Consider the following 22,909-nt stretch of genomic DNA (forward strand, 5'->3'; position numbering starts at 1 on the left):
CGTCTATGTATGAGGATGGAGACTATGGTTGTGGACGATCGGGGTCAATGGGTGTGCGGGGAGGGATTGTTGAGGACCAGGCCGGCGGGCGGGGCCGCGGCACTGGCTCTACGATTCGGCCCATGGCGCTAAGTGGGGGCGTTCCCGAGGTGAAGTCGGCGGTCCGTACCGTCGCCGTGCTCGAACTGCTCGCCGCACGCGGCGACCGGCCCGCGCGACTGCGGGAGATCTCCGAGGAGTTGGGCGTACCGCGCAGCAGCATGTACGCGCTGCTGCAGACGCTCGTCGACCACGGCTGGGTGCGCACCGACGCGACCGGGTCCCTCTACGGCATCGGGATCCGAGCGCTGCTGACCGGTACCAGCTATCTGGACGGCGACCGGCGGGTGCGGATGGTCCGCCCGTATCTCGACGAGGCGTCGGACGCGTCCGGCGAGACCATCCATCTGGCCCGGCTCGACGGTTCGGACGTGGTCTACCTGGCCACCCGGGAGTCCCACGAGTACCTGCGCACCATCAGCCGGGTCGGACGCCGGGTTCCGGCCCACGCCGGCGCGCTGGGCAAGGCCCTGCTCGCGGAACGCGACGACGACGAACTGCCGCTGCCGGACGGCCCGTTGCCCGCACTCACGGAGAACACCCACACCGATCGCGCCGGCCTCATCGCCGATCTGGGCGCAGTGCGCGAACGCGGCCATTCGATCGACCGCGAGGAAACGGTGCCCGGCATCGCCGGCTTCGGCTTCGCCCTGCGTTACGACACACCCGCCGTGGACGCCATCAGCTGCTCGGTGCCGGTGACGCGACTGACCGCCGCGCACGAGCAACGGATCGTCTCGGTCATGCGGGAGATCCGGACGAAGATCGAGTCACTGCCGCCGCCCGGCTCCCGCGAACCCGACTGGCGCTGACGGGCCCGAACACGGGGCAGGCGCCGCCACAGGGAGGTTCCGTCAGGGTGCCCGGCGGTCTCCGCGCCGCAGACCTACCGCCCGGCCGGTCCTCCGCCGGCGGGGGCTCCGTTGCGCTGCTCGAGCCGCTCGACAACGGGCTCGCGGAGGCGGTACGCGGGCACGAGCGCCGGAGCGGGAGCGCCCACGTCGACGCCCGACGGCGGTCGCGTGCGGTGATTCTGTCCGCGCCGCGCCCCGGCGGTTCCCCACCAACCATCGGCGGTCGCGTGCGGGGGCCCTTCCGCACCACGCCCCGGCGTTCCGCTGCCAACCGTCGGCGGCTGATGCGGGAGCCCGCCGGTCAGACCCGGTAGCGGCGCAGGGCCGGGGTCGCCGCGGCCAGGACCAGCGTGGTGGCGACGACGAGGGCGCCACCGCCCGCGACGGCCGCGCGCGGCCCGAACACCGAGCCCGCGGTACCGTGCAGGACGTCGGCCAGCCGCGGTCCGCCCACGACGACCACCGTGAAGACGCCCTGCATCCGGCCACGCATCTCGTCCGTCGCTGCCGACAGCAGGATCGCCCCGCGGAACACCATGGAGACCATGTCGGCGACCCCCGCGGCGGCCAGGAAGACCACGGCCACCCAGAGGCTGCCGCTCAGGCCGAAGCCCGTGATCGCAGCGCCCCAGGCAGCCACCGCCGCGAGCACCATCAGGCCGTGGCGGCGGGCACGGGAGAACACGCCTGACACCAGCCCACCGACGACCGCACCGATGGGGATCGCCGCGAACAGCAGGCCGAGCGCGAGGCCTTCGCCGTAGGGCGCGTACGTCTCGGCCGCGAGTTGCGGGAACAGGGCCCGGGGCATGCCCAGGACCATGGCGATGATGTCGGCGAGGAAGGACAGCAGCAGCACCTTGTGCACCGCGATGTAGCGGAAACCGGCGGCGATCTCCCGCAGACCGGCACGCCGGGAAGCGGCGTTGGTCAGCGGTGGCAGGGCGGGCAGCCGCGCCACCGCCCACAGCGTGAGGCACAGCGCCAGTGCGTCGATCAGATACAGCTCCGGCAGACCCACGACGGGGATCAGCGCGCCGGCGAGCAGCGGCCCGGCCACCAGCCCCGTCTGCATCACGGTGGAGCCGAGCGCGTTCGCCGCCGCCAGTTCTTCCGCCGGGACCAGCCGGGCGATGGAGGCGTTGCGGGCCGGGGAGTTGAGGCCGAAGAACGCCTGCTGCAGGGCGAGCAGGGTCATCAGCAGCGCCACGGAGTCGAGCCCGGCGGCGGCCTGGACCCAGAAGAGCAGCGAGGTGACGGCGATCCCGGCGTTGGTGATCAGGAGCAGTTTCCGCCGGTCCATGCTGTCGGCGACCGCTCCGCCCCACAGTGCGAAGACCACCAGCGGGAGCAGGCCCGCGAGGGAGGCGTAGCCGACCCAGGCCGAGGACTGGGTTATGTCGTAGATCTGCTTGGGCACCGCCACGGCGGTGAGCTGGCTGCCGACGGCGGTGACGATGGTCGAGGACCACAGCCGGCGGTAGGCCGGGCGCCGCAGCGGGCGCGTGTCCATCGCCCACCGCCGCCAGCCCCGGGGTCTGTCGGCCGGCGCGTCCGCGGACTGCCCGCCGGTGCCGTGCGCCTCTTCGTCGTGGTCGGTGCCGCTCCTGCTGCTGTCCAACGGGCTTCCTGGTTGCTGATTACATCTATCAGGACCGGCCCACTATCCCCCATCCGGCCGTGATCCCGTTCTGTTGCCCGTTGCGTGGACAGCCGGGCCGCGGAGTGGCGCCGAACGCCGGACCGGAGAGGGGAAGAGTGCGGGGAGGGGCGCCCGCGAACCCCCGGCCAGGTGGCCCCCAGGCGCGCGAGCCCGTGACGCGCGTAGCCCGTGGCATGCGTAGGCCGTGGCGCGCGTGGCCCCCGCCCGCTCCGCGGCCCTCGTCAGTGCCCCGCCTGCTGGAACCCGACGGCGCTCACGTTCGGCATCACCGTGCTCGTCACCCGGTAACGGCCGTTGGGAACGTGGTGGGACCTGGTGATGTGCACGGCCGGCGGGCCGGCCCACTCATAGCCCTGCTTCTCACCGTGCCGGACGAGGCTGTCGGTGAGTTCCTGTCCGACGCGGCTGCCCTTGCGGGTCAGTTCGTCGTGGACGGATTCGGCGAGTTCGACCTCGTAGGCGTTGGGAACCACGACCCGGCTCTCGCTGCACACCACGGCGTTGCCGTCGCATTCACGCCGCAGCGCCTGGAGGAGTTCGACGGGTTCCCTGGTGAAGAACTGTGCCAGTAGTGCCCCTTCCATACGTTCGAGGGCCTGTTCCCACACGGTGAGCGTGCTCATCGGCGGTCACTTCTCCTCGAAATCGTCCGGGTGCAGATGCGCCTCCTCCAGCGCCTCACGCAGCGTGCGCCCGCTGGCGCCCTGCGACTGCGGCTTCTGGTCCGTGCCGGAGCCGGGCTCCTGCAGGACCTCGTCGGTAGTGCCGGTCTTCGGCCGGTTCTCTTCGGGAACGGTCATGGCGAAACGGATCCTTGCCTGTCGTATCGCGTGTCGTGCGGTTTCCGCGGCCGGGTTCCCGTAAGACGGGGACGCACTCCCGGCAGCCGTACCCGTCCGGTGATCGTTTTGTAACGGCCCTGACCAGCATTGACTGTGGGCTATGTTGAACCCTTGCGGGAGAGGGAGGAAGGAGGCGGTCCGTGGCATCGCCGCAGCAGGCACGCGCACAGGCTTCCACGATCACCTCGGGCAAGACCGCCCCGGACGCCGGCGCCGCTCCCACCTCACAGCTCAGGGAACTCTTCGACGGACCCCGGCTCTCCCCCGGCCAGCGTCGTATCGCCCAGTATCTGATCGAGCACATCACCGAGGCCGCGTTCCTGTCGATCACCGATCTCGCCGACCGGGTCGGGGTGAGCCAGCCGTCGGTGACCCGGTTCGCCGCCGCCATCGGCTTCAGCGGCTACCCCGCACTGCGGGAGAGGCTCCAGGCCATCGCGCTCAGCACGCTCGGCAGCACCCCGGGCACCGCCGCGGAGCACCGCAGCAACGAACTGCAGGCCGCGGTGGACGCGGAGATCGAGAACCTGGAGAACCTGAGGCGGGACTTCGCCGACCCGGACCAGGTGATCGCCGTCGGCCGCGCGCTGTCCGAGTCGACGCCGCTGACCGTACTGGGGCTGCGCATCTCCGGTTCGCTCGCCGAGTACTTCGCCTACGCCGCGCGGCGCATCCACCCGGACGTGCGGCTGGTGACCCGGGGCGGGAGCGTCGCCTTCGACGCGCTGCTGCAGTCACGCGCGGCGGGCGGCACCTGGCTGCTGGCCTTCGGGATGCCCCGGCACGCGCAGGAGACCCTCAGGGCCATCCAGGTCGCGCGGGAGGCGGGGCTGAAGGTGGCCCTGGTGACCGATCTGGCGCTGGGCCCGCTGGCCGACGAGGCCGACGTCACCTTCGCCACCGGCACCGGCTCCCGGCTGGTCTTCGACTCCTACGCCGCACCCGTGGTGATGTGCGCGGCGCTGCTCCAGGCCATGACGGACGCCGACCCGGAGCGTACGCAGGCACGCCTGGAGGAGTACGAACAGGTGGCCGAGCAGCACCACTTCTTCTTCAAGGACTGAACGGCGGGGCCGTTGACCGCGGAACGCGTTCGCCCGCCCTGTCAACAACCGACCCGCCCCTCCCCGAGAACTTCCCACATCAACCTCGAGCGGCGACCATCGAGCGGCGACCAGATCCTCCCGGGCACCCCACGGCCCGACCGGAAGCGGCCGGGAAAACGGCCGGTCGGCGCCGGACCAGACCTCGCCACCCCCAGGAACGCGCCTTTGCCGCAGGTCGGCACAATCGCTTACTGCTACCCCCGCCACCACCCCAACACAGGACGATTCATCCCACATCACTCATGAATGTTTTCATGTCCTTGCCTACTCGACGGTATATATAAATACTTCTTGCGAATCACGGGCATCCGGCCTCGTCAGCTCCTACCCACTGGCGTTCCGGGCGCTCGGACGGGTCCCGTCCTGTGCGGGCGCCCGTGGTGACGGCCCCGGCCATCCCCTAGGCCGGGGCCGTCGCGATGCCCTGTCCGTTGCCGCTGCACCGTAGCTCCCCGGAAGCGATCACCATGGCTCTGACGACGACGTACTCCCCGATCAGCTCCGACTGGCCGTGCCAGGTCAAGACCCCCGGCAGCTACGACTGGGAGCGGTCGGCGGTCAAGTGGCTGCGCGAGCTCGTGCCGGCGCGCTACGCCAGCTATCCGGCGTTCCTGCGCCACCCGGTACTGCTCGCCCGGCACGCCCAGATCCAGGTGCAGCACGAGATCCGCGTGGCCCGTACGGCCCTGCAGACGGCACGGGCCGAGCTGCCGAGGATCGGCATGCCGGAGTCCGTCATCGAGCACACCGTGAAGCTCTACGCGGCCGAGGTCCTCCAACTGCAGCACATCGCCCGCAGCATCAGGGCGGTGTCGCAGGCGCTGGTGGACAGCAACACGGCACGCACACCTCACTGAGCGGCGGCCTCCCCGGGCGCCTCCGTCCCGGCACGGCGCCGGGAGGTCCACAGACCGGTCGCGGTGGTCACTGCGAGGACCAGCACGATGAAGCCGAGCGAGAACGGGATGCTGATCTCCGGTACGTGCACTCCTGATTCGTGCAGCGCGTGCAGCACCAGCTTGACGCCGATGAAACCGAGGATGACCGACAGTCCGTGGCCGAGGTCCACCAGCCGCTCCAGCAGGCCGCCGATGAGGAAGTACAGCTGGCGCAGGCCCATCAGGGCGAAGGCGTTGGCGGTGAAGACGAGGTACGGGTCCTCGGTCAGGCCGTAGATCGCGGGGATGGAGTCGACGCGAACAGCACGTCCGTCGAGCCGACCGCGAGCATCACCACCAGCATCGGCGTGATGACGCGCTTGCCGTTCTGCTTGATCCACAGCTTGGTGCCGTGATAGCGGGTCGGCGACCCCGAACGGCCGTTCGACCGCCTTCAGCAGCTTGTTCTCCTGGTACTCCTCCTGCGCACCCGCCCGGGCGTCCTGGATCAGCTTCCACGCGGTCCAGATGAGGAAGGCGCCGAAGAGGTAGCAGACCCACGAGAAGGCCGAGATGATCGCGGCGCCGGCCGCGATGAACACCGTGCGCAACACCAGGGCGACCAGTACGCCGACCATGAGCACGCGCTGCTGGTACTCGGGCGCGAATCCCGCGAAGAACTCCCCCGCGGGCTGCGCGCCGGAGAGGCCCAGCAGACCGAGTCCGAAGGCGACGGCCAGGGCGACCCAGACGGAACTCCAGATGCCCGCCTTCCTGAGGGAGACCTCATGGGGGCTTGCGTCCGATGAAGAAATCCACGGCGATGAGCGCGCACAGTCCGGTGACCGTCAGCGCCCAGACGCCCAAGGACACGTTCACTGTTCCTCCTGGGGCAGTGCGACCAGTCGACAGCGTTGTCACCGAGCGTGGGCGCTTCCACCCCCTGCGGGTAAACCAGGGATCAGGTTCAGGTAACGGTGCGCTTCCGGCGACAGGAGTCCCCACCGCCCTGGCCGTCGCCACCGGTCGAGCCTTCCAGCGTAAATTCCGGATGACGAGCTGTGATCGGACACATCGGTTTGTGACATGCTCGTCGCGTGACGAGCGAGTCCGCCATCCCCGGGGGGCCGGGCCCCTTGCCCGACGTGGTCGCGTTGGCCAAGGTAGTGGCCAAACAGCGCGCCGAGCTGGCTGTCCTGCGTGACCAAGTGGCCGCATCGGCCGTGGTGGAGCGGGCCAAGGGCGCCCTGATGGCACTGACCGGGTGTCCGGCGGACACTGCCCAGGAGGAACTTGCGCGCCGGGCCGCGGCACAGGGTCGAAGCCTGATCGAGGAGTGCTGGGTCACGCTCGGGAGCATCCGCGTCGGCACCCCGGCGGGCGCCGCGAGCACCGCGCCCTCCAACGCCCGCACCCCCGCGGGCGACGCGAGCACCGCATCCTCCTCGGCCGGCGCGAGCACCGCGCCTTCCACCGTCCGCACCCCCGCGGGCGACGCAAGTACCGCGTCCTCCACCTCCGGCGTGGCCGGTGCGCGGACGGCGTCCGGTGGCTCCCGCAGCGGCTCTCTCCGGGAGGGCGGCTCCTCGGCGACACCCGAGTCCGCACCCGGTGGGCCGGGCACGGCCGCGGAGGGGGCTCGTGGCGACGGGCACGCGGAGGTGCTGCGCCGGATCGGCGAGGCCCTGCTGAGGGTGCGTACGCCCCAGGACCTTGCGGGGTGTCTGCTGGAGCTGCTGGCGGATCCGGTGGGCGCCGACGCGGTCATGGTGTTCTCGGCCGGGCGCTCCGGGGGCCTGGAGCTCGTCGGGCACGCGGGTATCGGCGAGACGCTCGCCACGCAGTGGGCGCAGGTGCCGCCGCTGAGCGGTATCGCGGCACTGGAGGTCATCCGGACGCAGGCCCCGTGCTGGCTGGAGAACCTCGAGCGGGACCGGAAGCAGTACCTGCTGATCGGCGATCCGCCCGAGCGCTGGCGTTCCCGGGCGTGGCTGCCCGTGGTCACCGGCGACGCGGTCACCACGTCGTTCGGGATCCTGCGCACGCGGGACGAACCGTTCACACCGTCCGTCCGGAGCCTGCTGCTCGAAGTGGCCCGGCTGTGCGCGGGCCGGATCCAGTCATTCGACACCTCCTACGAGCGGGCCGCCGGCCAAGTCGCGGAGCTCGTCCAGTCGGTGTTCGAGACGCTCGCGGAGCCGGCGGTCCTGCTCACCCCGCTGCGTTCGCCGTCCGGGGCGGTGGAGGACTTCCGGATCGACGCGGCGGCGCCGCGGTCCGTGGACATCGCCGGGCGCCGCGGCCGGGAGCTGGTGGGCCTGCGCGTCCTGGAGTGCTACCCCACGGTCGCGGGCGAGCCGCTGTGGCAGGGATATCTGGACACCCTGCGCACCGGCGAACCTTACGAGGCTGAACCCTTCGAGTACCAGGAGGTCGTCTCCGGCGTGCCGGAGTCCTCGACGTACTCGGTGCGCGCCGTCCGGTTGGGCGACGCGCTCGTGGTCACCTGGGTCCGCCACGACCCCTCCGACCGCCAGGAGCAGCGGCTGGCCGACGTGCAGCGGCTGGGCAACCTCGGCTGGGCGGACTGGAACCTGGTGACCGGGCGGATCAACTGGTCGCCGCAGGTCTTCACCATCTTCGGCCGTCCCACCGAACTCGGTCCAATACCTCTCACCGGATTGCCCGACCATCTGCTGCCCGAGGACGCCGCCCTGGTCGGCCGCGCCCTCCAAGCGCTGCTGCGCGAAGGACGGCCCGTCGACGTTCCGTTCCGCATCAGGTCCACCACCGGGACCCGGCACCTGCGGTTCGTCGCCGAGACCGTCACCGACGCAGACGGCACACCCGTCGAGGTGCACGGGTTCGTGCAGGACCTCACGGCGCAGCGCAGCGCGGAACTCGCACTGATCGAAAGCGAACGCGCCATGCTCACCCAGCACGGAGTGCTGCAGGCCGAACGGACGCTCGCCGCCCGGCTGCAGCACGCGCTGCTTCCGCTGCCCCGCAGACCGCAACTGCTGGCGGGACTGCGCGTCGACATCGCCTATCTGCCCGCCCAGTCGGGCATCCACGTGGGCGGGGACTGGTTCAGCGCCATCGAACTGCCCGACGGCTCGGCGCTGTTCGTGGTGGGTGACGTCGCCGGGCACGGGATCGACGCGGTCGCCACCATGGCCCAGCTCCGGTTCACCGCGAAGGGCATGGTCATCACCGGCTCGTCGCTCACGGGGGCGCTGGCACGGCTCAATTCGCTGCTGCTGCACACCCGTGACACCAACGCCACGGCGACCATGGTCCTGGCCCGTTACACGCCCGAGGAGCGGCGTCTGGTCTGGGCGCAGGCAGGACACCCGCCGCCGCTGCTGCTGCGGGACGGCGAGGTCCGCTATCTGCCGCGCCCCAGCGGCATGCTGCTCGGCGCGACGGCCGCGCCCTCCTTCGCGGAGGCCGAGTGCCGCCTGGAACCCGGCGACCGTCTGCTGTTCTACACCGACGGTCTGGTCGAGCGGCCCTCCGAGGGCATCGACCGGGGCTTCGAACGTCTCGCGGAAGCCGCGGGGAGCCTCCGCACCGCCGGGACGGAGCCGCTCCACGTGCTGCTGGACCGGATGCTGGAGGGCGAGCGCCGCGACGACGTGTGCGTCCTCGGCCTCCATCTCCCGGCGGACGACGCAGGGGGCCGTCCATGAGAACCGCTCCCGTGGGAATCCGAAACTGAGACGACCGGTTCTGCGGCGGGGAGGACATGACAGATGGATTCCGGGACATGGGTGGTCGTCCTCGTGGTCGCCGCTCTCGCCGCGGCGGTGCTCGCGGTGGCGGTGACGGTGCTGATACGGCTGGTCCGTACCCGTCGTGAACTGCGCCGCGCCGGGCTGCCGTCGGGACCGCGCTGGGTGTTCTGGGGTGCCGTCCTCTATCTGGTGCTGCCCGCCGACCTGCTGCCCGACCCCGTCTATCTCGACGACATCGGCGTTCTGCTGCTGGCCCTGAGGTCGATGCGATCTTCCGCCGGGTTGCCGGGCGTACGCGATGACGGTTCGGGTACCCGCAGCCGGGACCGAACCGTGTGACAGCGTCAGGCTACTTGGGAGGAAACCGTGTTGATGGCCCACCCCGTACTCCTGCAGCAGCTCGTCGAGCAGTACGAGACCCTGCGCACCCTGCACGCCGAGAACGGGGACACGGAGGTCCGGCAGCGCCTGGACGACGTGGCGTACAGCCTGTGCGTCGCGACCGGTACGCACGACGTGGACGCCGCGCTCATCGCGGCCCGTCACCGGCTGCCCGGGGCACGCACGTTCGACGACTCCGTGGTGGCGCCCTGACGTCCAGCGGGGTTCCGCACAATCTCTGGTGCGGCGCTCAGCGCGGTGCCGACGCCTCCCGGTGCAGGTCCTCCAGGGCGTCCAGGACTACGGTGCGCTGGTGCCACTCCAGCCACCGGCCGGCCTGCGCAGCGATGCCTTCGAGCTGCCGGGCCTGGCTGTCCGTCAAATCGCGTAGGGGCCCGGGCTGGTGGAGGGAGAAGACACCCACGCAGTGACCGGAACCGCCCATCATGGGGACGCTGTGCGCCACCCGGCTGCCCGTCGCGAGGATGACCTCGCGGGCCGGTTCGCTGAACACCGGCTCGGTGGCGATCTCCGAGGTGACCCGGACGCCCCGCTCGGCCGCGAGGGCGCAGGTCGTCCGCTTGTCGTCGACGAGGGCGAAGAAGTCCAGGAACTCGGCGCTGAACCCGCGTTGTTCCTCGAGGCGCAGACCGCCCAGGCCCTGGTCGACCAGTTGCAGGTTGCCCATCTCGGTGTCGGTGACGGCCAGGGCACTGGCCAGGACGGTGCGCAGCACGGTACTGCGGTGGAGGCGGTCCGGCCGCGTGCCGGGCAGGAACCGGAGCGTCGGCGACGGCCGGCGCGCCCGGCGCGGGAACCACTGCTGGGCGCCGGCCTCGGGGCGCGGTGCGGACACCACCGCCGCGGCGAGGCTCCGCAGCTTCACGTTGTGCCGTTGCGAACTGCCCCTCATGAGCAGGAACGCGACGTCCGCGTCCGGCAGCCGGTAGCGCTCCTGGAGGATGCCCTGGGCCTGGGAGATCAGCGGGTGGGAGCGCGCCTTGCCGCGCAGTTCGCGTACCTCGCGCCGTAACCGCTCGATCTCCCGGCGCAGGTCGTCTCTCTCGGACGGGTGGAGCGCTCCGCCCGAGGAGGTGGGGTCGTTCTCGTCATGCCGGGCCGGGTTCTCTGCCACGCTGTTTCTGCCTCTCTCATGTTCGGCCGACCGGTCGACGATCTCGGTCCGCCGCTCGGGCGATCAGTTCGCCGTCGCCGCGCTCCTGCCCACATTCCGCCCGCACAGCCCCCGCACCGGGGAAATCGTCCGCGTGACGTGCTTCGGCCGCTCGTACGAATTGGGGAACATGAAGCGCGGCTTCCGGGGTAGCCGCAGGAGCACGAAGCTTTGACCGGACGGACCGTGCGTTGCGAGGGAGGGGTCATGAGCACCGCCATGAGCTGGTCGCAGAACCTCAGTGAGACTGCGGAGGCCACGACGGGTGCGGAGGTTGAGGAGCTGCCCGGGATCGAGGAGCCGATGAAGGTCGCTCCCCGGGACGCGCGGGAACTGTCGCGGCAGTTCTTCCAGCGCCTCACCGAACTCGAGGAAGGAACGCACGAGTATCAGTACGCGCGCAACACGCTGATCGAGATGAACATGTCGCTGGTGCGGTTCGCGGCGGGCCGGTTCCGCAACCGCGGCGACGACATGGAGGACATCGTCCAGGTCGGCATGATCGGCCTGATCAAGGCGATCGACCGGTTCGAGCTGTCGCGCGAGGTGGAGTTCACGTCGTTCGCGCTGCCGTACATCGTCGGTGAGATCAAGCGTTTCTTCCGGGACACCACCTGGGCCGTCCACGTTCCCCGGCGTCTGCAGGAGCGGCGGGTCGAGCTGGCCCGGGCGCGGGAGGAGCTGGCCGGACGGCTGGACCGGGAGCCGACCGTCGCTGAGCTGGCCACGCTGATGAACCTGTCCGAGGACGAGGTGGTCGAGGCGCAGCTGGCCGCCAACGGCTACAACTCCGCGTCCCTGGACGCCGCGCTGACCGGGGACGACCGGCAGGACGGCGAGACGGTGCTGGCCGACTTCATCGGCGTGGAGGACGAGGCGATCCAGCTGGTCGAGGACTACCACACCCTCGCTCCGCTGGTCGCGGAACTGAACGAGCGCGACCGGCAGATCATTCATATGCGGTTCGTCGAGGAGCTGACCCAGGCGGAGATCGGCGAGCAGCTCGGTTGCTCGCAGATGCATGTGTCACGCCTGATCAAGCGCATTCTGACGCGGCTGCGCAGCGGAATGCTGGAGGATACCCGGGCTGCTTCCGGCTGAGCCGACGTTCCCGCCGGGCCGAACGCTCCCACTGCTGAGCCGAAAGCTCCCGCCGAGCCACCGCAGCACGGGCCGGCCCCGCCGTGACGGCGGGGCCGGCCGTGCTGCCCTGGCCGTGCTTCATGGGCCGCGCTGTCCTCGGCGGGGCTTCCCGGGCCCCGACTCGCGGAGGCCGCGTTTCACCGGGTGCACAGCGGGAGCAGCACACTCAGTGTCTTGCCGCCGCCCGGGCGTACCGTGATCTGAATGATCTTGGCGAGGCGTCGGATGACCGCCCAGCCGTACCCGCCGAGGCGGGGGAAATCGTCGCCCGGCTCACCGGACAGTGCCGGAAGTTCCTCGCTCTTGTCCGCGATGGTGACGTCCAGCCCCTCGGCGGTGATCGTCGCGTCGAAGGCGGTGATGCCGCCGCCGTGCAGGATGGCGTTGGTGGCGAGCTCGGAGGTGGCCAGCAGGGCGTCCATGGCCACCTCGTCGTCCCGGGGCCGGGAGGAGGAGGCCAGGACCGCCGTCACCACGGCGCGGGCCTCGGCGGCGCTGCGTGGCAGGGGGTGCGCCTTCGCTCCGTTGTGATGGTGCGCCTCCGTCGCGAGCTGGCGGGTCGGTCCCGTTGCTCGGTGACGGTGCACATCCGTCGCGTGATGCGGTGGCTTGGACGGTGACACAGGCACGCCTTGCACTCCCCACTCGTACCGCTAATTCCCTTTCTGTCCCCTTGTGTACGGGTGCCCCGGGTCCGCCGGACGCAAGCCGGATTTCACCGAATTCGTACGGCTATCTCCCGCCGTCAGGGATTCGCCGCGATTTCCCCTCGCCCGAGGTCGAGCACCGCCCGGACCCGCTTGCCCACGGGCACCAGCTCGGCCGTCACCGAGGCCGCCACGGCGTGGACGATCTCCAGTCCGTGCCGGCCGATGCGCTGCGGGTCCTTGGGGAAACGGCGGGGCAGCGAGGAACTGCTGTCGTACACGGTGACGCTCACCGAGGCGTCCGTGCCCTCCAGCTCCAATATGTAGGGGCCGTGGCTGTGCCGGTCCGCGTTCGTGACCAGCTCGCTGACCAGCAGGAGGAGATCCCCCGTGGTCCGGCGGCTGATCGCCGCGCACCACTCGGAGCGCAACTGTTCCAGGAAGGCCTCGGCGAAGGAGCGGGCGTCGGCGATGCAGCCCGGCTCACCCGTGTAGTGCGTGGTGCGGCGAAGGGGGTCCACGGGTACGTCATAGCCGGCTGAGATCACTGCCCCGTCCAGGTCTTTGATCATGCGCATCTCTCTTGGGAAGCCGGACTGGCCGGACGCTGCTGAGCATCCTCATGCCCCGAATCGCGCAGCGCAGTCCTGCCGAGTCCGTCACAGCCGCCGCGTTCGACAAGTGGCCGGAACGCGCCTACGGCGGGACACCGTCACCGAATTCCCACATCTGGGCCGTGTCACCGGGCCACGATCGGGAAGGCCCCGGCCGGAGGCCCGTGGGCCGGCCGGCCCCGTGCGCACCGGGTACCCGGCCGACCGGAGCACCGGGGTCCCGCCCGCCGGATCAGCCGCTGAAGACGAAGGTTGCAGGCCCATGGATGGCCACAGTCCCGAGCTGACGGAGGTCGCGCTGCGCCGTGCGGCCGATCATCTGCTGGCCGCCACCGAGGTCCTGGCCGCCGTGTCGGCGCACACGGCGGCCGATGTGGACCAACGGCTGACACCGGCCCTGTTACGGGTGCTCGGGCTGGTCTCGGAACATCCCGGGATCGGCCTCACCGCGCTGGCCGACCGGCTGCGGGTGAGCCTGTCCCGGGCCAGCCGCATGTGCGGCAGCCTGGAGCAAGCACGGCTGCTGTGCCGTACCCCGCTCGCCGAGGACCGGCGCGGGATAGCCGTCAATCTGACGCCCGAGGGGGACACCGCTCTGGCCACCGTGCGGGACCGGCGGGCGGACTGGATCACCGGAGCCCTCCTACGCATGCCGCCGGCCGATCTGAACGCCCTGCTGGCGGGGCTGGAGTCGCTCGGCCCCTCACTGGCGTCCCGGGCCCGGGACGGGATCTGAGTCTCATGCCGTCAGCGCGTCCTCCACCGTGTCGTACACCGGGAGCATCTCGCGCACGCCGACCAGGTCGAGCAGTCGCTCGATGTTGTCCGAGAGAGCGGCGATCCTCAGCCGGGGACCGAGGTCGCTGTTGGCACGGAGGATGACGTTGACGGTGGTGGAGTCGGCGAAGCGGATGCCGGACAGATCGAGTACGACGGCGCCGCCGCCGGAGTGTGCCTGAGACGCCAGCGCTTGCGTGAGCGGGGCCACGTTGTCCAGATCGACCTCCCCGCTGACGGAGATCACCGATGCGTCGCCGACCACACGTACGGACAACGACATGGCCGTCCGGCCTGGACCCTGAGCTGAATGCACAGCATTCCCTGAAGTGTCGTCGGGATGGAAAGCCGTCGGGCGGAACGTCCCGGGTCGGCGTGGACAGAGAGTCCGCGCGAGAAGGAGCGCGGCAGGTGAGGAGTCGGACGGGGGATGGTCGTGTGTCCGGGAGCCGTTTCCTTGGTGGCGGAGCCCCTCCCGGCGGGGCGCTGCCACGCCACTACCGTAGCGGATAGTTGCCGCGCGACAACATTCTCTCTTGACGATCACCCTCCTGACGTCCCGCTGCGCGATTGACCGGTCACCGTCATAATGCTCGGGTGAGCTCCGCCGCCTCCCCCAGTCGGTCCGTCGTGTCTCCGTGGTAGTCGTGGGTGCCGGTCCGGCCGGTCTCACCGTCGCCAACATCCTGAAGGAATCCGGGGTCGACGGAATCCGGGGTCGACTGTCTCCTGCTGGAGGCGGAGAGCCGGGCGTTCATCGAGCAGCGGCCCCGGGCGGGGTTCATCGAGGAGTGGGCGGTACGGGCGCTCGCCGAGCGCGGGCTGGCCGACCGTCTTCTCGCACGGGCACCGAGACGCAGCGAGTTCGAGCTCCGCTGGGCGGGAGAGCGTCATCGCGTCCGGTACGCCGAACTGACCGGGCACCATCATTTCGTCCATCCGCAGCCACTGCTGGTGACCGACCTCGTACACGAGTACGCGGACGTCCGGCACGGTGACGTCCGCTTCGGCGTACGCGATGTGCGGCTGCACGACGTCGACGGCGGTAAGGGGCCCGCGGTTTCCTACACCGACCCGGACAGCGGTCAACGGGTCCGAGTCGACTGCGAGTTCATCGCGGGCTGCGACGGAGCGCGGGGCGTGACACGGGCCGCGCGGGGGGGGGGGGGGGGGGGGGGGGGGGGGGGGGGGGGGGGGGGGGGGGGGGGGGGGCGCGGGGGGGGGGGGGGGGGGGGCGGGCCCCCCCCCCCCCCCCCCCCCCCCCCCCGGACGCCGCCGCCGTCGCCCGGCACGACTACGGCATCGGCTGGCCGGCCCTGCTCGCCGAGGCACCGCCGTCGTCCGAATGCGTCGTCATGGGGATGCATCCCCGCGGTTTCGCGGCGCACATGGCGCGCAGTCCCGAAGTCACCCGCTACTACCTGAATGCCCGCCCGGCGACGATCCGGAGAACTGGCCGCACGACAGGGTGTGGTCGGAGCTCCGCGAGCGGTTGGCCACGGCCGGCGCGCAGCCGCTGAACCGTCTCGGGCGTGCCGGGTTCACGCTCGGCGATGCTCCGGTCACGCTCCATGACGGAGCACGCTTGTCGCACCGTCCGTCCCCACTGCAACAGCGCCATTGCGGCCAGAAGGGTGGCTCGTCGGCGCGGTTGCCCGTCGGGCAGGGATCGGATGCGCGGCCGGAATCAGATGTCCGACGGGCATCAGATGCCCGACCAGGATCAGATGCCGACAGGCATCAGACCCTGCGCCACTTGGCCATCGCGAAGGAGAACACTCCGAACATGACCAGTCCGGCCGCCACGCACACCAGCAGCCACGGCCCCACCGGTGTCTGCGCGAAGGAGCGCAGGGTGTCGTCGAGCCCCTTCGCCCGGTCCGGTTCGTAATCGATCGCGGCCCGCACCGCGAAGACACCGGCCGCGGCGAACACCAGGCCACGTGCCGCCCCGCCCACCACGCCCGTGACGTCGACCGCCCGGCGCGCCCCCGGGGACATCGCGGCCGGCTTCAGCTTGTCCCGGTACTTGCGCAGCACCGCACGGACGCCGATCCACACGCCTGCCCCGGCGATCGCGACTCCGGCCGCCGCCACCAGCCACCGGCCGCCGGGCCACTCGAGGGCCCTGGCCGTCACATCGCGCGACTGCCGGTCGCTGGAGCCGCCGCCTCCGCCCGATCCCGCGCCCCCACCCGCCGCGAAGGAAAGCACGGAGTAGGCGACGATTCCGTAGAAGACGCAGCGCACGGCGGCCAGCAGCCGCTTGGGCCAGGAACGGCCGTCGGGTCCCGCCGCGCCGAAGAGCGCCTCGGACAGCCGCCACACGGCCATGCCCGCCAGACCGATGCCCAGCGCCCATAACAGGACGGCGCCGAAGGGCTTCTCCGCGAGTTCCGCGAGCGCCCCGCCCCGGTCCGCCTGTTTCTCCCCGTCGCCGAAGGCGATCTGCAGCGCCAGCAGGCCCACCAGCAGGTAGATCACACCGCGGGCCGTGAGACCCGCCCGGGCCGCCGCGTCCACCGCCGAGCCCCGCGCCGCCCGCCGTGCACCGATCCGGCCGTTCCGCGTCAACGCGTTCGCGTTCATTCCGCCTCCCTGTGATTCCGGATGCCCCGGTCGCCCATCCGGATGCCCCGGTCGTGGAGTGGAATGCCTCGCGGACTTCCGTGCGTTGATCAGCACATGTCCGAGGATGCGCTGCTCAACCTGGTTTCCGAGTCGAAGGGTGGCACTCTGGTCACCCTCAAGCGCGATGGTCGACCCCAGCTGTCGAACGTCACGCACGTCTACTATCCCGACGACCGGATCATCCGTGTGTCGATCACGGACGACCGTGCCAAGACCCGCAATCTGCGCCGTGATCCGCGGGCGTCGTACCACGTGACCACCGCGGACCGCTGGTCGTACGCCGTCGTCGAGGCGCGCGCGGAGCTGACACCCGTCGCAGCGGACCCGCACGACGAGACGGTGGAGGAGCTGATCCGCCTCTACCGCGACGTCCAGGGCGAGCACCCCGACTGGGACGACTACCGCGCCGCCATGGTCCGCGACCGCCGTCTGGTACTGCGGCTGCACGTCGAGCGCGCCTACGGCGTGGTGCGCGGCTGAGCCCTCCCGCGCTGGCCTTCCCCTTCCCGAGCGCGGGGAGACCGCGGGCGCCGGGCCCGCGTGATGCGGGTCCGGCGCCTGCGGAGGAGAACCTCGGTGACCGGAGGACTACTACTCGGTGACCTCGTGGTCGTGGCCGTCGTGCAGACCGCCGCCGCTGCCCGCGTCACCGTCCGTCGGGACCGTCGTGACCGGCTTGGTGAGCGAGCTCAGGTCGTGGGCGTAGGTGCCCACCGCGTTGGCGATGACGTCGATGTTGACGTCGAAGGCCTTCATGTCGATGTTGTCGATGTTGTCGCAGGCCTCGTGGTAGCAGGAGTCGTACGCGACTCCCGCCGTGCCGCCGAACTTCGCCGCCTGAGCGTCGGTCTTGACACCCTCGGCGCCGGTGAAGGTGCCGCCGGAGGGGATGCCGACCTCGATGAACGGGCCGTAGTCGGAGCGTCCGGTGAAGTCGGTGCCCTCGTGCGGGATGCCCTTGCGGTCCATGAAGTCGGTGATGTCCCGCTCCAGTTGGGCCGAGCCCTGCGGGCCGGGACCCGCGCCGACCCCGTCGGAGTCGTCGCCGTCGTAAACGAACAGGCCGTAGTTCGGCGAGGCGATCATGTCGAAGTTCAGATAGAGCTTGATCTGTGCCTTCTGTGCGTCCGTCAGCTTCGCCACGTAGTCCTCGGAGCCGAGCAGCCCCAGTTCCTCCGCCGACCACCAGGCGAACCGCACCTTGTCGGCGGGCTTGTTGCGCTGCTCCTCGGCGAGTTCCAGGGCGACTTCGAGCAGTCCCGCCGAGCCGGAGCCGTTGTCGTTGATGCCGGGGCCCGCGGTGACGGAGTCGAGGTGCGCGCCGAGCATCACGGTGTTCGCGGGGTCGCCGCCCCTGGTCTCCGCGATGACGTTGTCGGTCTCGCGTTTCTCGTTGAACTGGCGGATCTCGAAGGAGACCTTGACCTCGCCGGCCGCCGCCTGGGCCGCGAGCGCCTCGCCTTCGGCCTGGGTGACGCCGCCGGTCGGGATGCGGCCGGCCGTCGGGTCGCCGAGGGTGCCGTTGAGGGCGCCGCCGGTGTTGTTGTAGATGATCGCGCCGACGGCGCCCGCGTCGGCGGCCGCGGCCTGTTTGGCGGCGAAGGGGCAGCCGCCTCGCTTGACCAGCGCGATCCTGCCGGTGAAGGTTCCGGCGGCGTAGTCGGCGGCCTCACAGCCGGGCGTGGTGTCCGTGCCGGCAGGTACGGCGGCCAGGGGCGCGGTGATACCGCCCACGGGGGTGCTGGTCGTGTACGACATCGCGATGATGTCGACCTCGCGCGGCGCCGGGGACACCACCGAGAGCTTCTCGGCCAGCGTCTCGATGTAGGTGAACTCGAAGGTCTGGTACGAGACCTTGTACCCGGCCTTCTTCATGAGTTTGTAGACGTACTCGGCCGAGGCGTCGTGGCCGGGCGTGCCCGCGGCGCGCGTACCGCCGTTGGCGTCCGCTATGGCCTGCAGCTTCTTCAGATGGCTGCGGGCCTCCTTCCCGTCCGAGGACTTCACCAGTTTCGCGGCCAGTTTGGCCGCGTTCTTCGCCGGGTCGTGGTGGTGACCCTGGCCCTGGTTCCGGGCGGCCATGGCGGACGGGGCCGCAGCGAGCAGCAGTGGGGTGGCCAGGGTTACGGCGGCCAGACCGGCCACTGCTCTTCGAGGCAGAACGCGCACAGGGGTCCTTCCTGTGAAACGAGCGTGAACGAGGTAGAGGGGAAGTTAGCGATCTCCGACGCGCATGTGAACAGGTACACATCAAGTTGCGCCGTCTTTCACACCATCGGCTCAATGCGCGTAGACGCCGTGGACCACTGCGTGCCGACGCCACAGGCGGCGCGCTCGGCGCGGGGGCCACAGCGGACTCCGTCCGGCCGGTCGTTGCCAGTTCGGCCTGGCGATGGTCGTGAGGCAGTTCGGACGGGCGATGATCGTTGGCAGTCCGGCCGGGTGAGCGCCCCGAGGGCGCGGGCGTCCCCTCCGGCCCGACCGGCCCGGAGCCTGCCGCCGAGGCCGGGGCCGAGCCGCTTCAGGCCCGGCCTCCCCTCACCACGGCGTCCCCCAGGGCGGTCCTCGCGTACAGGACCTGGTGGCCCTGGCGGTGTGAGGTCAGCAGGCCCGCGTCGCGGAGCGTGGACAGGTGGGCCGACACCGAGGAGGGGGCCAGACCCTGACGAAGGGCCAGGGCCGTGGTGGCGGCAGGAGCGTCGAGGGCGGTGAGGATCGCGGCGCGGTGGCGGCCCAGCAGCCGGGCGAGGGCATCGGAGGGGGCAGCGGGCCGCAGGCCGCCCATCCCGTGCGCGGGGTAGATGACCGTGGGCTGCCAGGGCCGGGCGAAGCCGCTCACCACGTCCGGCCAGACGAAGACGCTCGGCAGCAGCAACACCCCGCGCCCGTCGGCCCGCTGGGCGTCCTCGTGGTCCGGGTACGTCCGCAGGGTGAGGGTGTCGTCCGCCCAGCCGATGCCCGGGTGCAGACCGCTCAGCAGCGCTTCGAGTCCGCCGTCCGCCAACTGGCGGGTGCGGTGGGCGATATCGGCATCGAGGAGGGCACGGTGCCGGGGCCAGTCGGGTGCGAGCAGCGTCCGCCAGACCCGTTCGGTGAGATCGGCGAGCCGCCGTACCGCACCGGCCGGATCGTCCAGGGCGGCGCGGCCGAGCGGGGAGTCGACGGCACCTGGTGTGCACGCCAGCGAGCGGGACATCTCCTCGTGCGCCAGGGCCGGATCGGTGGCGCGCATCCGCTCGAGCTCCTCCTGGAAGGAGGGGTAGGGCACCTCTGGCGGGGCGCCCAGGAAGTCGGGGGTATAGCCGCTCCCGGTCGGGATGAACAGCCATAGTTCGCGCAGGTCGAATCCGGCGACGGCGTCCCGGGTCCGCCGCAGCCAGGGCCGGTGGTAGCCGTGCCGTCCGCGTCGGCGCAGCATCCGCAGGGCCTCGTGGGTGTGACACAGCGGGGAGACGGCGAACCGGCACCGGGACAGATCCTCCGTACCCAGGCGGAAGGTCAACGGCACGGTGTCCTCCGGGAGTTGAGCCGGGCATCGGCCCAAGTGCGCTGCCGCGGCCGGATGATTCGGCTCCAGCCGAAAGAGTAGAGGGTCGTGCGACGGCTGCGCAGGCTGGCCACCTCACGGATCGCCCGGCCACCGGTCGCTTGGTCACCCGGCCGCTCGGTCACCGGCCACCCGGCCACCCGCCCACCGGCCGCTCGGTCACCACCCGGCCACCCGGCCACCGGCCGCTCGGCCACCCGGCCACCCGACCGCCAGGTCACCCCGGCCGCTCGATGAAAGGCACACAACAGTGGGGACAGCCGCGGAAACCGTACGGCTCGGCGCGGGGCGCAGAGCGGCCGTCGTCGGGGCGCTGATGCTGGCCGCGTTCACCTTCAACACCGTCGAGAACCTGCCGGTCGGCCTGCTCAAACTGATCTCGGCCGACCTGGGGGTGTCGGTCGCCGCGGCGGGACTGCTGGTCACGGGGTACGGCCTGACAGTCGCCGTGGTCTCGTTACCGCTGGCGCACGTCACCCGGGCCGTTCCCCGCCGGTATCTGCTGTCGGCTCTGCTGGGGCTGCTGGTGGTCGCCAGCTGGCTGCCGTCGCTCGGGGTGGTGTCCTACGGGTCACTGCTGGGGGCGCGGGTGTCGACGGCGGTGGCTCAGGCGGTGTTCTGGGCGGTGATGGGGCCGGTGGCGGTGGGGCTGTTCCCGCCCGACCGACGGGGCCGGGTGATCGGGCTGCTGTCGGTCGGAGGGTCGCTGGCCACCGTGCTGGGGGTGCCGGCCGGAACCTGGCTGGGCGGGCACGACGGCTGGCGGACGCCGTTCCTGGTCCTCGGCGCCCTGGGCCTCGTATCGCTCCTGCTCATCGCGGTACTGCTGCCGACCTCGCGCCCGGAGCAGGGGTACGCCGCGTACGGGGAGACGCCCGATGCCCGCAGGTTCGCCGCCGTCATCGCCACCACCGCCCTGTCGGTGACCGGTGTCTTCGCCGGTTTCACCTACGTCGCGGTCTTCCTCGAGGAGGTGAGCGGCTTCGCCGAGGGCTCGGTGAGCACGCTGCTGCTGGTGTTCGGGGCGGCGGGCATCGCCGGGGTGAGTGCGACCGGGCCCCTGCTCGACCGCTTCCCGCGGGCCACGCTGAGCGTTCCGGTGGCGCTTCAGGCGGTGGCGCTGCTCGGGCTGTACGCGGGAGCCGGCAGCAAGGTCGTCGTGATCGTCATGCTGATGCTGCTGGGGGCGGTGGTGGGGCCGGTCTTCATGGCGTCGCAGAGCCAGGTGCTGCGGGTGGCGCCGGGCCGCACCGAGGTGGCGCTGGCGGCGAACTCGGCGGCCTTCAACGTGGGCGTCGCGGCGGGCTCGCTGCTGGGCGGCGCGCTGTTGCCGGTGGTGGACGTGCGCGGCACGTTCCTCGTCGGCGGACTGCTGACGGTGGGTGCACTGGCGGTGTTCACGTGCTCGCCCACGCCCGGCCTGTTGACGAAACCGGTGCCCGGGTGCGGAGATGCTGCTGAGGGTGAACGATCAACCTGAGACGACCGAGGCGACCGAGGCGAGCAATGGCACTGCAGATCAACGCCACCAACCCGGAGCATCCCGCGCTCCTGCTGGACCTGCCGTGGGACGTACCGCTGGAGGAGTGGCCGGAGCACCTTCTGGTGCCGTTGCCGCGCGGCATCTCCCGGCACGTCGTGCGCTACGCGCGGGCCGGGGACGAGGTGATCGCGGTCAAGGAGCTGGCCGAGCGGCCCGCGGTGCGGGAGTTCGCCCTGCTGCGCGACCTGGACCGGCTGAACATCCCGGCCGTGGACGCTCTCGCCGTGGTCACCGGCCGCACCGGCCGCGACGGCGACCCGCTCGAACCGGTACTGATCACGCGTCATCTGGGCGGTTCCATGCCCTACCGGTCGATGTTCGAGACGACGATGCGGCCCGCCACCATGCACCGGCTCATGGACGCGCTCGCCGTCCTGCTGGTCCGGCTGCACCTGGCGGGGTTCGCCTGGGGCGACTGCTCGCTGTCCAACACGCTCTTCCGGCGGGACGCGGGCGCGTACGCCGCGTACCTCGTGGACGCCGAGACAGGCGATCTGCACGAGCGGCTCAGCGACGGGCAGCGCGACTACGACCTCGACCTCGCGCGCGTCAACATCAGCGGTGAACTGCTCGACCTGGAAGCGTCCGGCGCCCTCCACCCTTCGGTGGACCCGATCGAGTTCGGCACCGAGATCTGCGGGCGGTACCACACCCTGTGGGAGGAACTGACCCGCACCTCCGTGTATCCGGCGGGCAAGCACCACTACATCGACCGCCGTATCCGCCGTCTGAACGACCTCGGTTTCGACGTCGCCGAGATGCAGATCCAGCACTCCCCGAACGGCGACTCCGTCACCTTCGTGCCCAAGGTCGTCGACGCGGGCCACCACCAGCGGCAGTTGCTGCGGCTGACGGGGCTGGACACCGAGGAGAACCAGGCGCGGCGGCTGCTCAACGACCTGGAGAGCTGGATGGCCACCCAGGAGGACTACGCGCCCGGCGACCCCCTGGCCGCCCGCCCGGAGGTGCTGGCCCACCGCTGGGTGCGCGATGTGTTCCGGCCGACCGTACGGAAGGTGCCGAGAGAGCTGCGCGGCTCGATGGACCCGGCGGAGCTCTATCACGAGCTGCTGGAGCACCGCTGGTACCTGGCCGAGCGCGCGCAGCACGACATCGGGTGGGACGTCGTCGTCGAGGACTACGTCATGAACATCCTGCCCAAGCTCCCGGAGGCCAGGGAAACGGTGCCGTTCGACGGCACGTCGGGCACCTCGGGCACCTCAGGCACCTCGGGCGCCGCGGACGCCGGGAGCGGGGAGGACGCCGGGTAACG

The 22,909-nt window shown here is 71.1% G+C and carries 22 protein-coding genes and 2 pseudogenes; 13 read left to right on the forward strand and 11 right to left on the reverse strand.

The window, feature by feature from the left end:
- The first annotated feature begins 122 nt into the window (after nt 1-122).
- Nucleotides 123-911, forward strand: a complete 789-nt coding sequence (locus EF387_RS00205; RefSeq protein ID WP_128374397.1) for an IclR family transcriptional regulator — start codon at nt 123-125, stop codon at nt 909-911.
- 343 nt (nt 912-1,254) lie between these two features.
- On the opposite strand, the gene EF387_RS00210 is transcribed toward EF387_RS00205, so the two are convergent.
- From EF387_RS00210 to EF387_RS47330, 3 genes are all read right to left on the reverse strand, one after another.
- Entirely contained in the window at nt 1,255-2,574 is a 1,320-nt protein-coding gene (locus tag EF387_RS00210; protein WP_238431261.1) for an MFS transporter, read from the reverse strand.
- Nucleotides 2,575-2,837: 263 nt separating this feature from the next.
- Complete coding sequence (locus EF387_RS00215; RefSeq protein ID WP_128374398.1) at nt 2,838-3,239, reverse strand: DUF3662 domain-containing protein; 402 nt, start codon at nt 3,237-3,239, stop codon at nt 2,838-2,840.
- A 6-nt stretch (nt 3,240-3,245) separates the two neighbouring features.
- Nucleotides 3,246-3,416 (reverse strand): hypothetical protein, encoded by a 171-nt coding sequence (locus EF387_RS47330; protein WP_202918100.1) that lies wholly within the window; start codon nt 3,414-3,416, stop codon nt 3,246-3,248.
- A gap of 182 nt (nt 3,417-3,598) precedes the next feature.
- On the opposite strand from EF387_RS47330, the gene EF387_RS00220 reads away from it, so the two are divergent.
- Nucleotides 3,599-4,522, forward strand: a complete 924-nt coding sequence (locus tag EF387_RS00220) for a MurR/RpiR family transcriptional regulator (protein ID WP_128374399.1) — start codon at nt 3,599-3,601, stop codon at nt 4,520-4,522.
- 509 nt (nt 4,523-5,031) lie between these two features.
- Nucleotides 5,032-5,421 (forward strand): hypothetical protein, encoded by a 390-nt coding sequence (locus EF387_RS00225; RefSeq protein WP_128374400.1) that lies wholly within the window; start codon nt 5,032-5,034, stop codon nt 5,419-5,421.
- On the opposite strand, the gene EF387_RS00230 is transcribed toward EF387_RS00225, so the two are convergent.
- Nucleotides 5,415-6,080: a TerC family protein gene (locus EF387_RS00230; RefSeq protein ID WP_338058072.1), complete on the reverse strand. Its 666-nt coding sequence runs from the start codon at nt 6,078-6,080 to the stop codon at nt 5,415-5,417. The genes EF387_RS00225 and EF387_RS00230 overlap by 7 nt on opposite strands.
- A gap of 459 nt (nt 6,081-6,539) precedes the next feature.
- Between EF387_RS00230 and EF387_RS00235 the strand changes: the two genes are divergently transcribed.
- From EF387_RS00235 to EF387_RS00245, 3 genes are all read left to right on the forward strand, one after another.
- Entirely contained in the window at nt 6,540-9,134 is a 2,595-nt protein-coding gene (locus tag EF387_RS00235) for a SpoIIE family protein phosphatase (protein WP_238431262.1), read from the forward strand.
- Between the two features lie 63 nt (nt 9,135-9,197).
- A complete protein-coding gene (locus EF387_RS00240; protein WP_128374401.1) occupies nt 9,198-9,518 on the forward strand; it encodes a YkvA family protein in 321 nt (106 codons plus the stop codon).
- A gap of 27 nt (nt 9,519-9,545) precedes the next feature.
- Entirely contained in the window at nt 9,546-9,773 is a 228-nt protein-coding gene (locus EF387_RS00245) for a DUF5133 domain-containing protein (RefSeq protein ID WP_128374402.1), read from the forward strand.
- 37 nt (nt 9,774-9,810) lie between these two features.
- On the opposite strand, the gene EF387_RS00250 is transcribed toward EF387_RS00245, so the two are convergent.
- Nucleotides 9,811-10,695 carry a GAF and ANTAR domain-containing protein gene (locus EF387_RS00250; protein ID WP_128374403.1) on the reverse strand — a complete coding sequence of 295 codons (885 nt, stop codon included), beginning with the start codon at nt 10,693-10,695 and terminating at the stop codon, nt 9,811-9,813.
- Nucleotides 10,696-10,941: 246 nt separating this feature from the next.
- Here EF387_RS00250 and EF387_RS00255 point away from each other — a divergent pair, with 246 nt between their 5' ends.
- Nucleotides 10,942-11,835, forward strand: a complete 894-nt coding sequence (locus tag EF387_RS00255) for an RNA polymerase sigma factor SigF (protein ID WP_128374404.1) — start codon at nt 10,942-10,944, stop codon at nt 11,833-11,835.
- A 179-nt stretch (nt 11,836-12,014) separates the two neighbouring features.
- On the opposite strand, the gene EF387_RS00260 is transcribed toward EF387_RS00255, so the two are convergent.
- Together EF387_RS00260 and EF387_RS00265 are read right to left on the reverse strand one after the other, a co-directional pair.
- The gene (locus EF387_RS00260) at nt 12,015-12,506 is read right to left on the reverse strand and encodes an ATP-binding protein (RefSeq protein ID WP_238431263.1); all 492 of its coding nucleotides are present in this window, start codon (nt 12,504-12,506) and stop codon (nt 12,015-12,017) included.
- Between the two features lie 116 nt (nt 12,507-12,622).
- The gene (locus tag EF387_RS00265) at nt 12,623-13,096 is read right to left on the reverse strand and encodes an ATP-binding protein (RefSeq protein WP_128374405.1); all 474 of its coding nucleotides are present in this window, start codon (nt 13,094-13,096) and stop codon (nt 12,623-12,625) included.
- Between the two features lie 304 nt (nt 13,097-13,400).
- On the opposite strand from EF387_RS00265, the gene EF387_RS47015 reads away from it, so the two are divergent.
- Nucleotides 13,401-13,874: a MarR family winged helix-turn-helix transcriptional regulator gene (locus EF387_RS47015; RefSeq protein WP_162467056.1), complete on the forward strand. Its 474-nt coding sequence runs from the start codon at nt 13,401-13,403 to the stop codon at nt 13,872-13,874.
- Between the two features lie 3 nt (nt 13,875-13,877).
- Here the strand turns inward: EF387_RS47015 and EF387_RS00275 are convergent, their stop codons facing one another.
- Nucleotides 13,878-14,198 carry an STAS domain-containing protein gene (locus tag EF387_RS00275; protein WP_128374407.1) on the reverse strand — a complete coding sequence of 107 codons (321 nt, stop codon included), beginning with the start codon at nt 14,196-14,198 and terminating at the stop codon, nt 13,878-13,880.
- 355 nt (nt 14,199-14,553) lie between these two features.
- Here EF387_RS00275 and EF387_RS00280 point away from each other — a divergent pair.
- Both EF387_RS00280 and EF387_RS47900 read left to right on the forward strand, forming a co-directional pair.
- Nucleotides 14,554-15,072: pseudogene (locus tag EF387_RS00280) on the forward strand (FAD-dependent monooxygenase); the annotation flags it as partial.
- A gap of 114 nt (nt 15,073-15,186) precedes the next feature.
- Nucleotides 15,187-15,434, forward strand: a pseudogene (locus EF387_RS47900) (4-hydroxybenzoate 3-monooxygenase); the annotation flags it as partial.
- 221 nt (nt 15,435-15,655) lie between these two features.
- Here the strand turns inward: EF387_RS47900 and EF387_RS00295 are convergent.
- Nucleotides 15,656-16,504, reverse strand: a complete 849-nt coding sequence (locus tag EF387_RS00295; protein ID WP_128374409.1) for a DUF1206 domain-containing protein — start codon at nt 16,502-16,504, stop codon at nt 15,656-15,658.
- 96 nt (nt 16,505-16,600) lie between these two features.
- Here EF387_RS00295 and EF387_RS00300 point away from each other — a divergent pair, with 96 nt between their 5' ends.
- Nucleotides 16,601-17,026, forward strand: a complete 426-nt coding sequence (locus tag EF387_RS00300) for a PPOX class F420-dependent oxidoreductase (protein ID WP_202918101.1) — start codon at nt 16,601-16,603, stop codon at nt 17,024-17,026.
- 111 nt (nt 17,027-17,137) lie between these two features.
- Here the strand turns inward: EF387_RS00300 and EF387_RS00305 are convergent, their stop codons facing one another.
- Together EF387_RS00305 and EF387_RS00310 are read right to left on the reverse strand one after the other, a co-directional pair.
- Nucleotides 17,138-18,691 carry a M28 family metallopeptidase gene (locus tag EF387_RS00305; protein ID WP_128374697.1) on the reverse strand — a complete coding sequence of 518 codons (1,554 nt, stop codon included), beginning with the start codon at nt 18,689-18,691 and terminating at the stop codon, nt 17,138-17,140.
- Between the two features lie 376 nt (nt 18,692-19,067).
- Entirely contained in the window at nt 19,068-20,054 is a 987-nt protein-coding gene (locus EF387_RS00310; RefSeq protein WP_128374411.1) for a DUF5937 family protein, read from the reverse strand.
- Nucleotides 20,055-20,409: 355 nt separating this feature from the next.
- Between EF387_RS00310 and EF387_RS00315 the strand changes: the two genes are divergently transcribed.
- Together EF387_RS00315 and EF387_RS00320 are read left to right on the forward strand one after the other, a co-directional pair.
- Nucleotides 20,410-21,573, forward strand: coding sequence for an MFS transporter (locus EF387_RS00315; RefSeq protein ID WP_128374698.1), 1,164 nt, complete (start codon nt 20,410-20,412; stop codon nt 21,571-21,573).
- 26 nt (nt 21,574-21,599) lie between these two features.
- Nucleotides 21,600-22,907, forward strand: coding sequence for a DUF4032 domain-containing protein (locus EF387_RS00320; protein WP_128374412.1), 1,308 nt, complete (start codon nt 21,600-21,602; stop codon nt 22,905-22,907).
- Nucleotides 22,908-22,909 lie beyond the last annotated feature (2 nt).

Source organism: Streptomyces cavernae, from assembly GCF_004023625.1.
Taxonomy (GTDB): domain Bacteria; phylum Actinomycetota; class Actinomycetes; order Streptomycetales; family Streptomycetaceae; genus Streptomyces; species Streptomyces cavernae.

Bases quoted from the DNA above. Each gene is read 5' to 3' on its own strand.
- EF387_RS47330 (WP_202918100.1), bottom strand. From the start codon at position 3,416: ATGACCGTTCCCGAAGAGAACCGGCCGAAGACCGGCACTACCGACGAG.
- EF387_RS00320 (WP_128374412.1), top strand. From the start codon at position 21,600: ATGGCACTGCAGATCAACGCCACCAACCCGGAGCATCCCGCGCTCCTG.
- EF387_RS47015 (WP_162467056.1), top strand. From the start codon at position 13,401: ATGGATGGCCACAGTCCCGAGCTGACGGAGGTCGCGCTGCGCCGTGCG.
- EF387_RS00275 (WP_128374407.1), bottom strand. From the start codon at position 14,198: ATGTCGTTGTCCGTACGTGTGGTCGGCGACGCATCGGTGATCTCCGTC.
- EF387_RS00300 (WP_202918101.1), top strand. From the start codon at position 16,601: ATGTCCGAGGATGCGCTGCTCAACCTGGTTTCCGAGTCGAAGGGTGGC.
- EF387_RS00225 (WP_128374400.1), top strand. From the start codon at position 5,032: ATGGCTCTGACGACGACGTACTCCCCGATCAGCTCCGACTGGCCGTGC.
- EF387_RS00205 (WP_128374397.1), top strand. From the start codon at position 123: ATGGCGCTAAGTGGGGGCGTTCCCGAGGTGAAGTCGGCGGTCCGTACC.
- EF387_RS00295 (WP_128374409.1), bottom strand. From the start codon at position 16,504: ATGAACGCGAACGCGTTGACGCGGAACGGCCGGATCGGTGCACGGCGG.
- EF387_RS00230 (WP_338058072.1), bottom strand. From the start codon at position 6,080: ATGGTCGGCGTACTGGTCGCCCTGGTGTTGCGCACGGTGTTCATCGCG.
- EF387_RS00240 (WP_128374401.1), top strand. From the start codon at position 9,198: ATGGATTCCGGGACATGGGTGGTCGTCCTCGTGGTCGCCGCTCTCGCC.
- EF387_RS00215 (WP_128374398.1), bottom strand. From the start codon at position 3,239: ATGAGCACGCTCACCGTGTGGGAACAGGCCCTCGAACGTATGGAAGGG.
- EF387_RS00265 (WP_128374405.1), bottom strand. From the start codon at position 13,096: ATGATCAAAGACCTGGACGGGGCAGTGATCTCAGCCGGCTATGACGTA.
- EF387_RS00315 (WP_128374698.1), top strand. From the start codon at position 20,410: ATGCTGGCCGCGTTCACCTTCAACACCGTCGAGAACCTGCCGGTCGGC.
- EF387_RS00255 (WP_128374404.1), top strand. From the start codon at position 10,942: ATGAGCACCGCCATGAGCTGGTCGCAGAACCTCAGTGAGACTGCGGAG.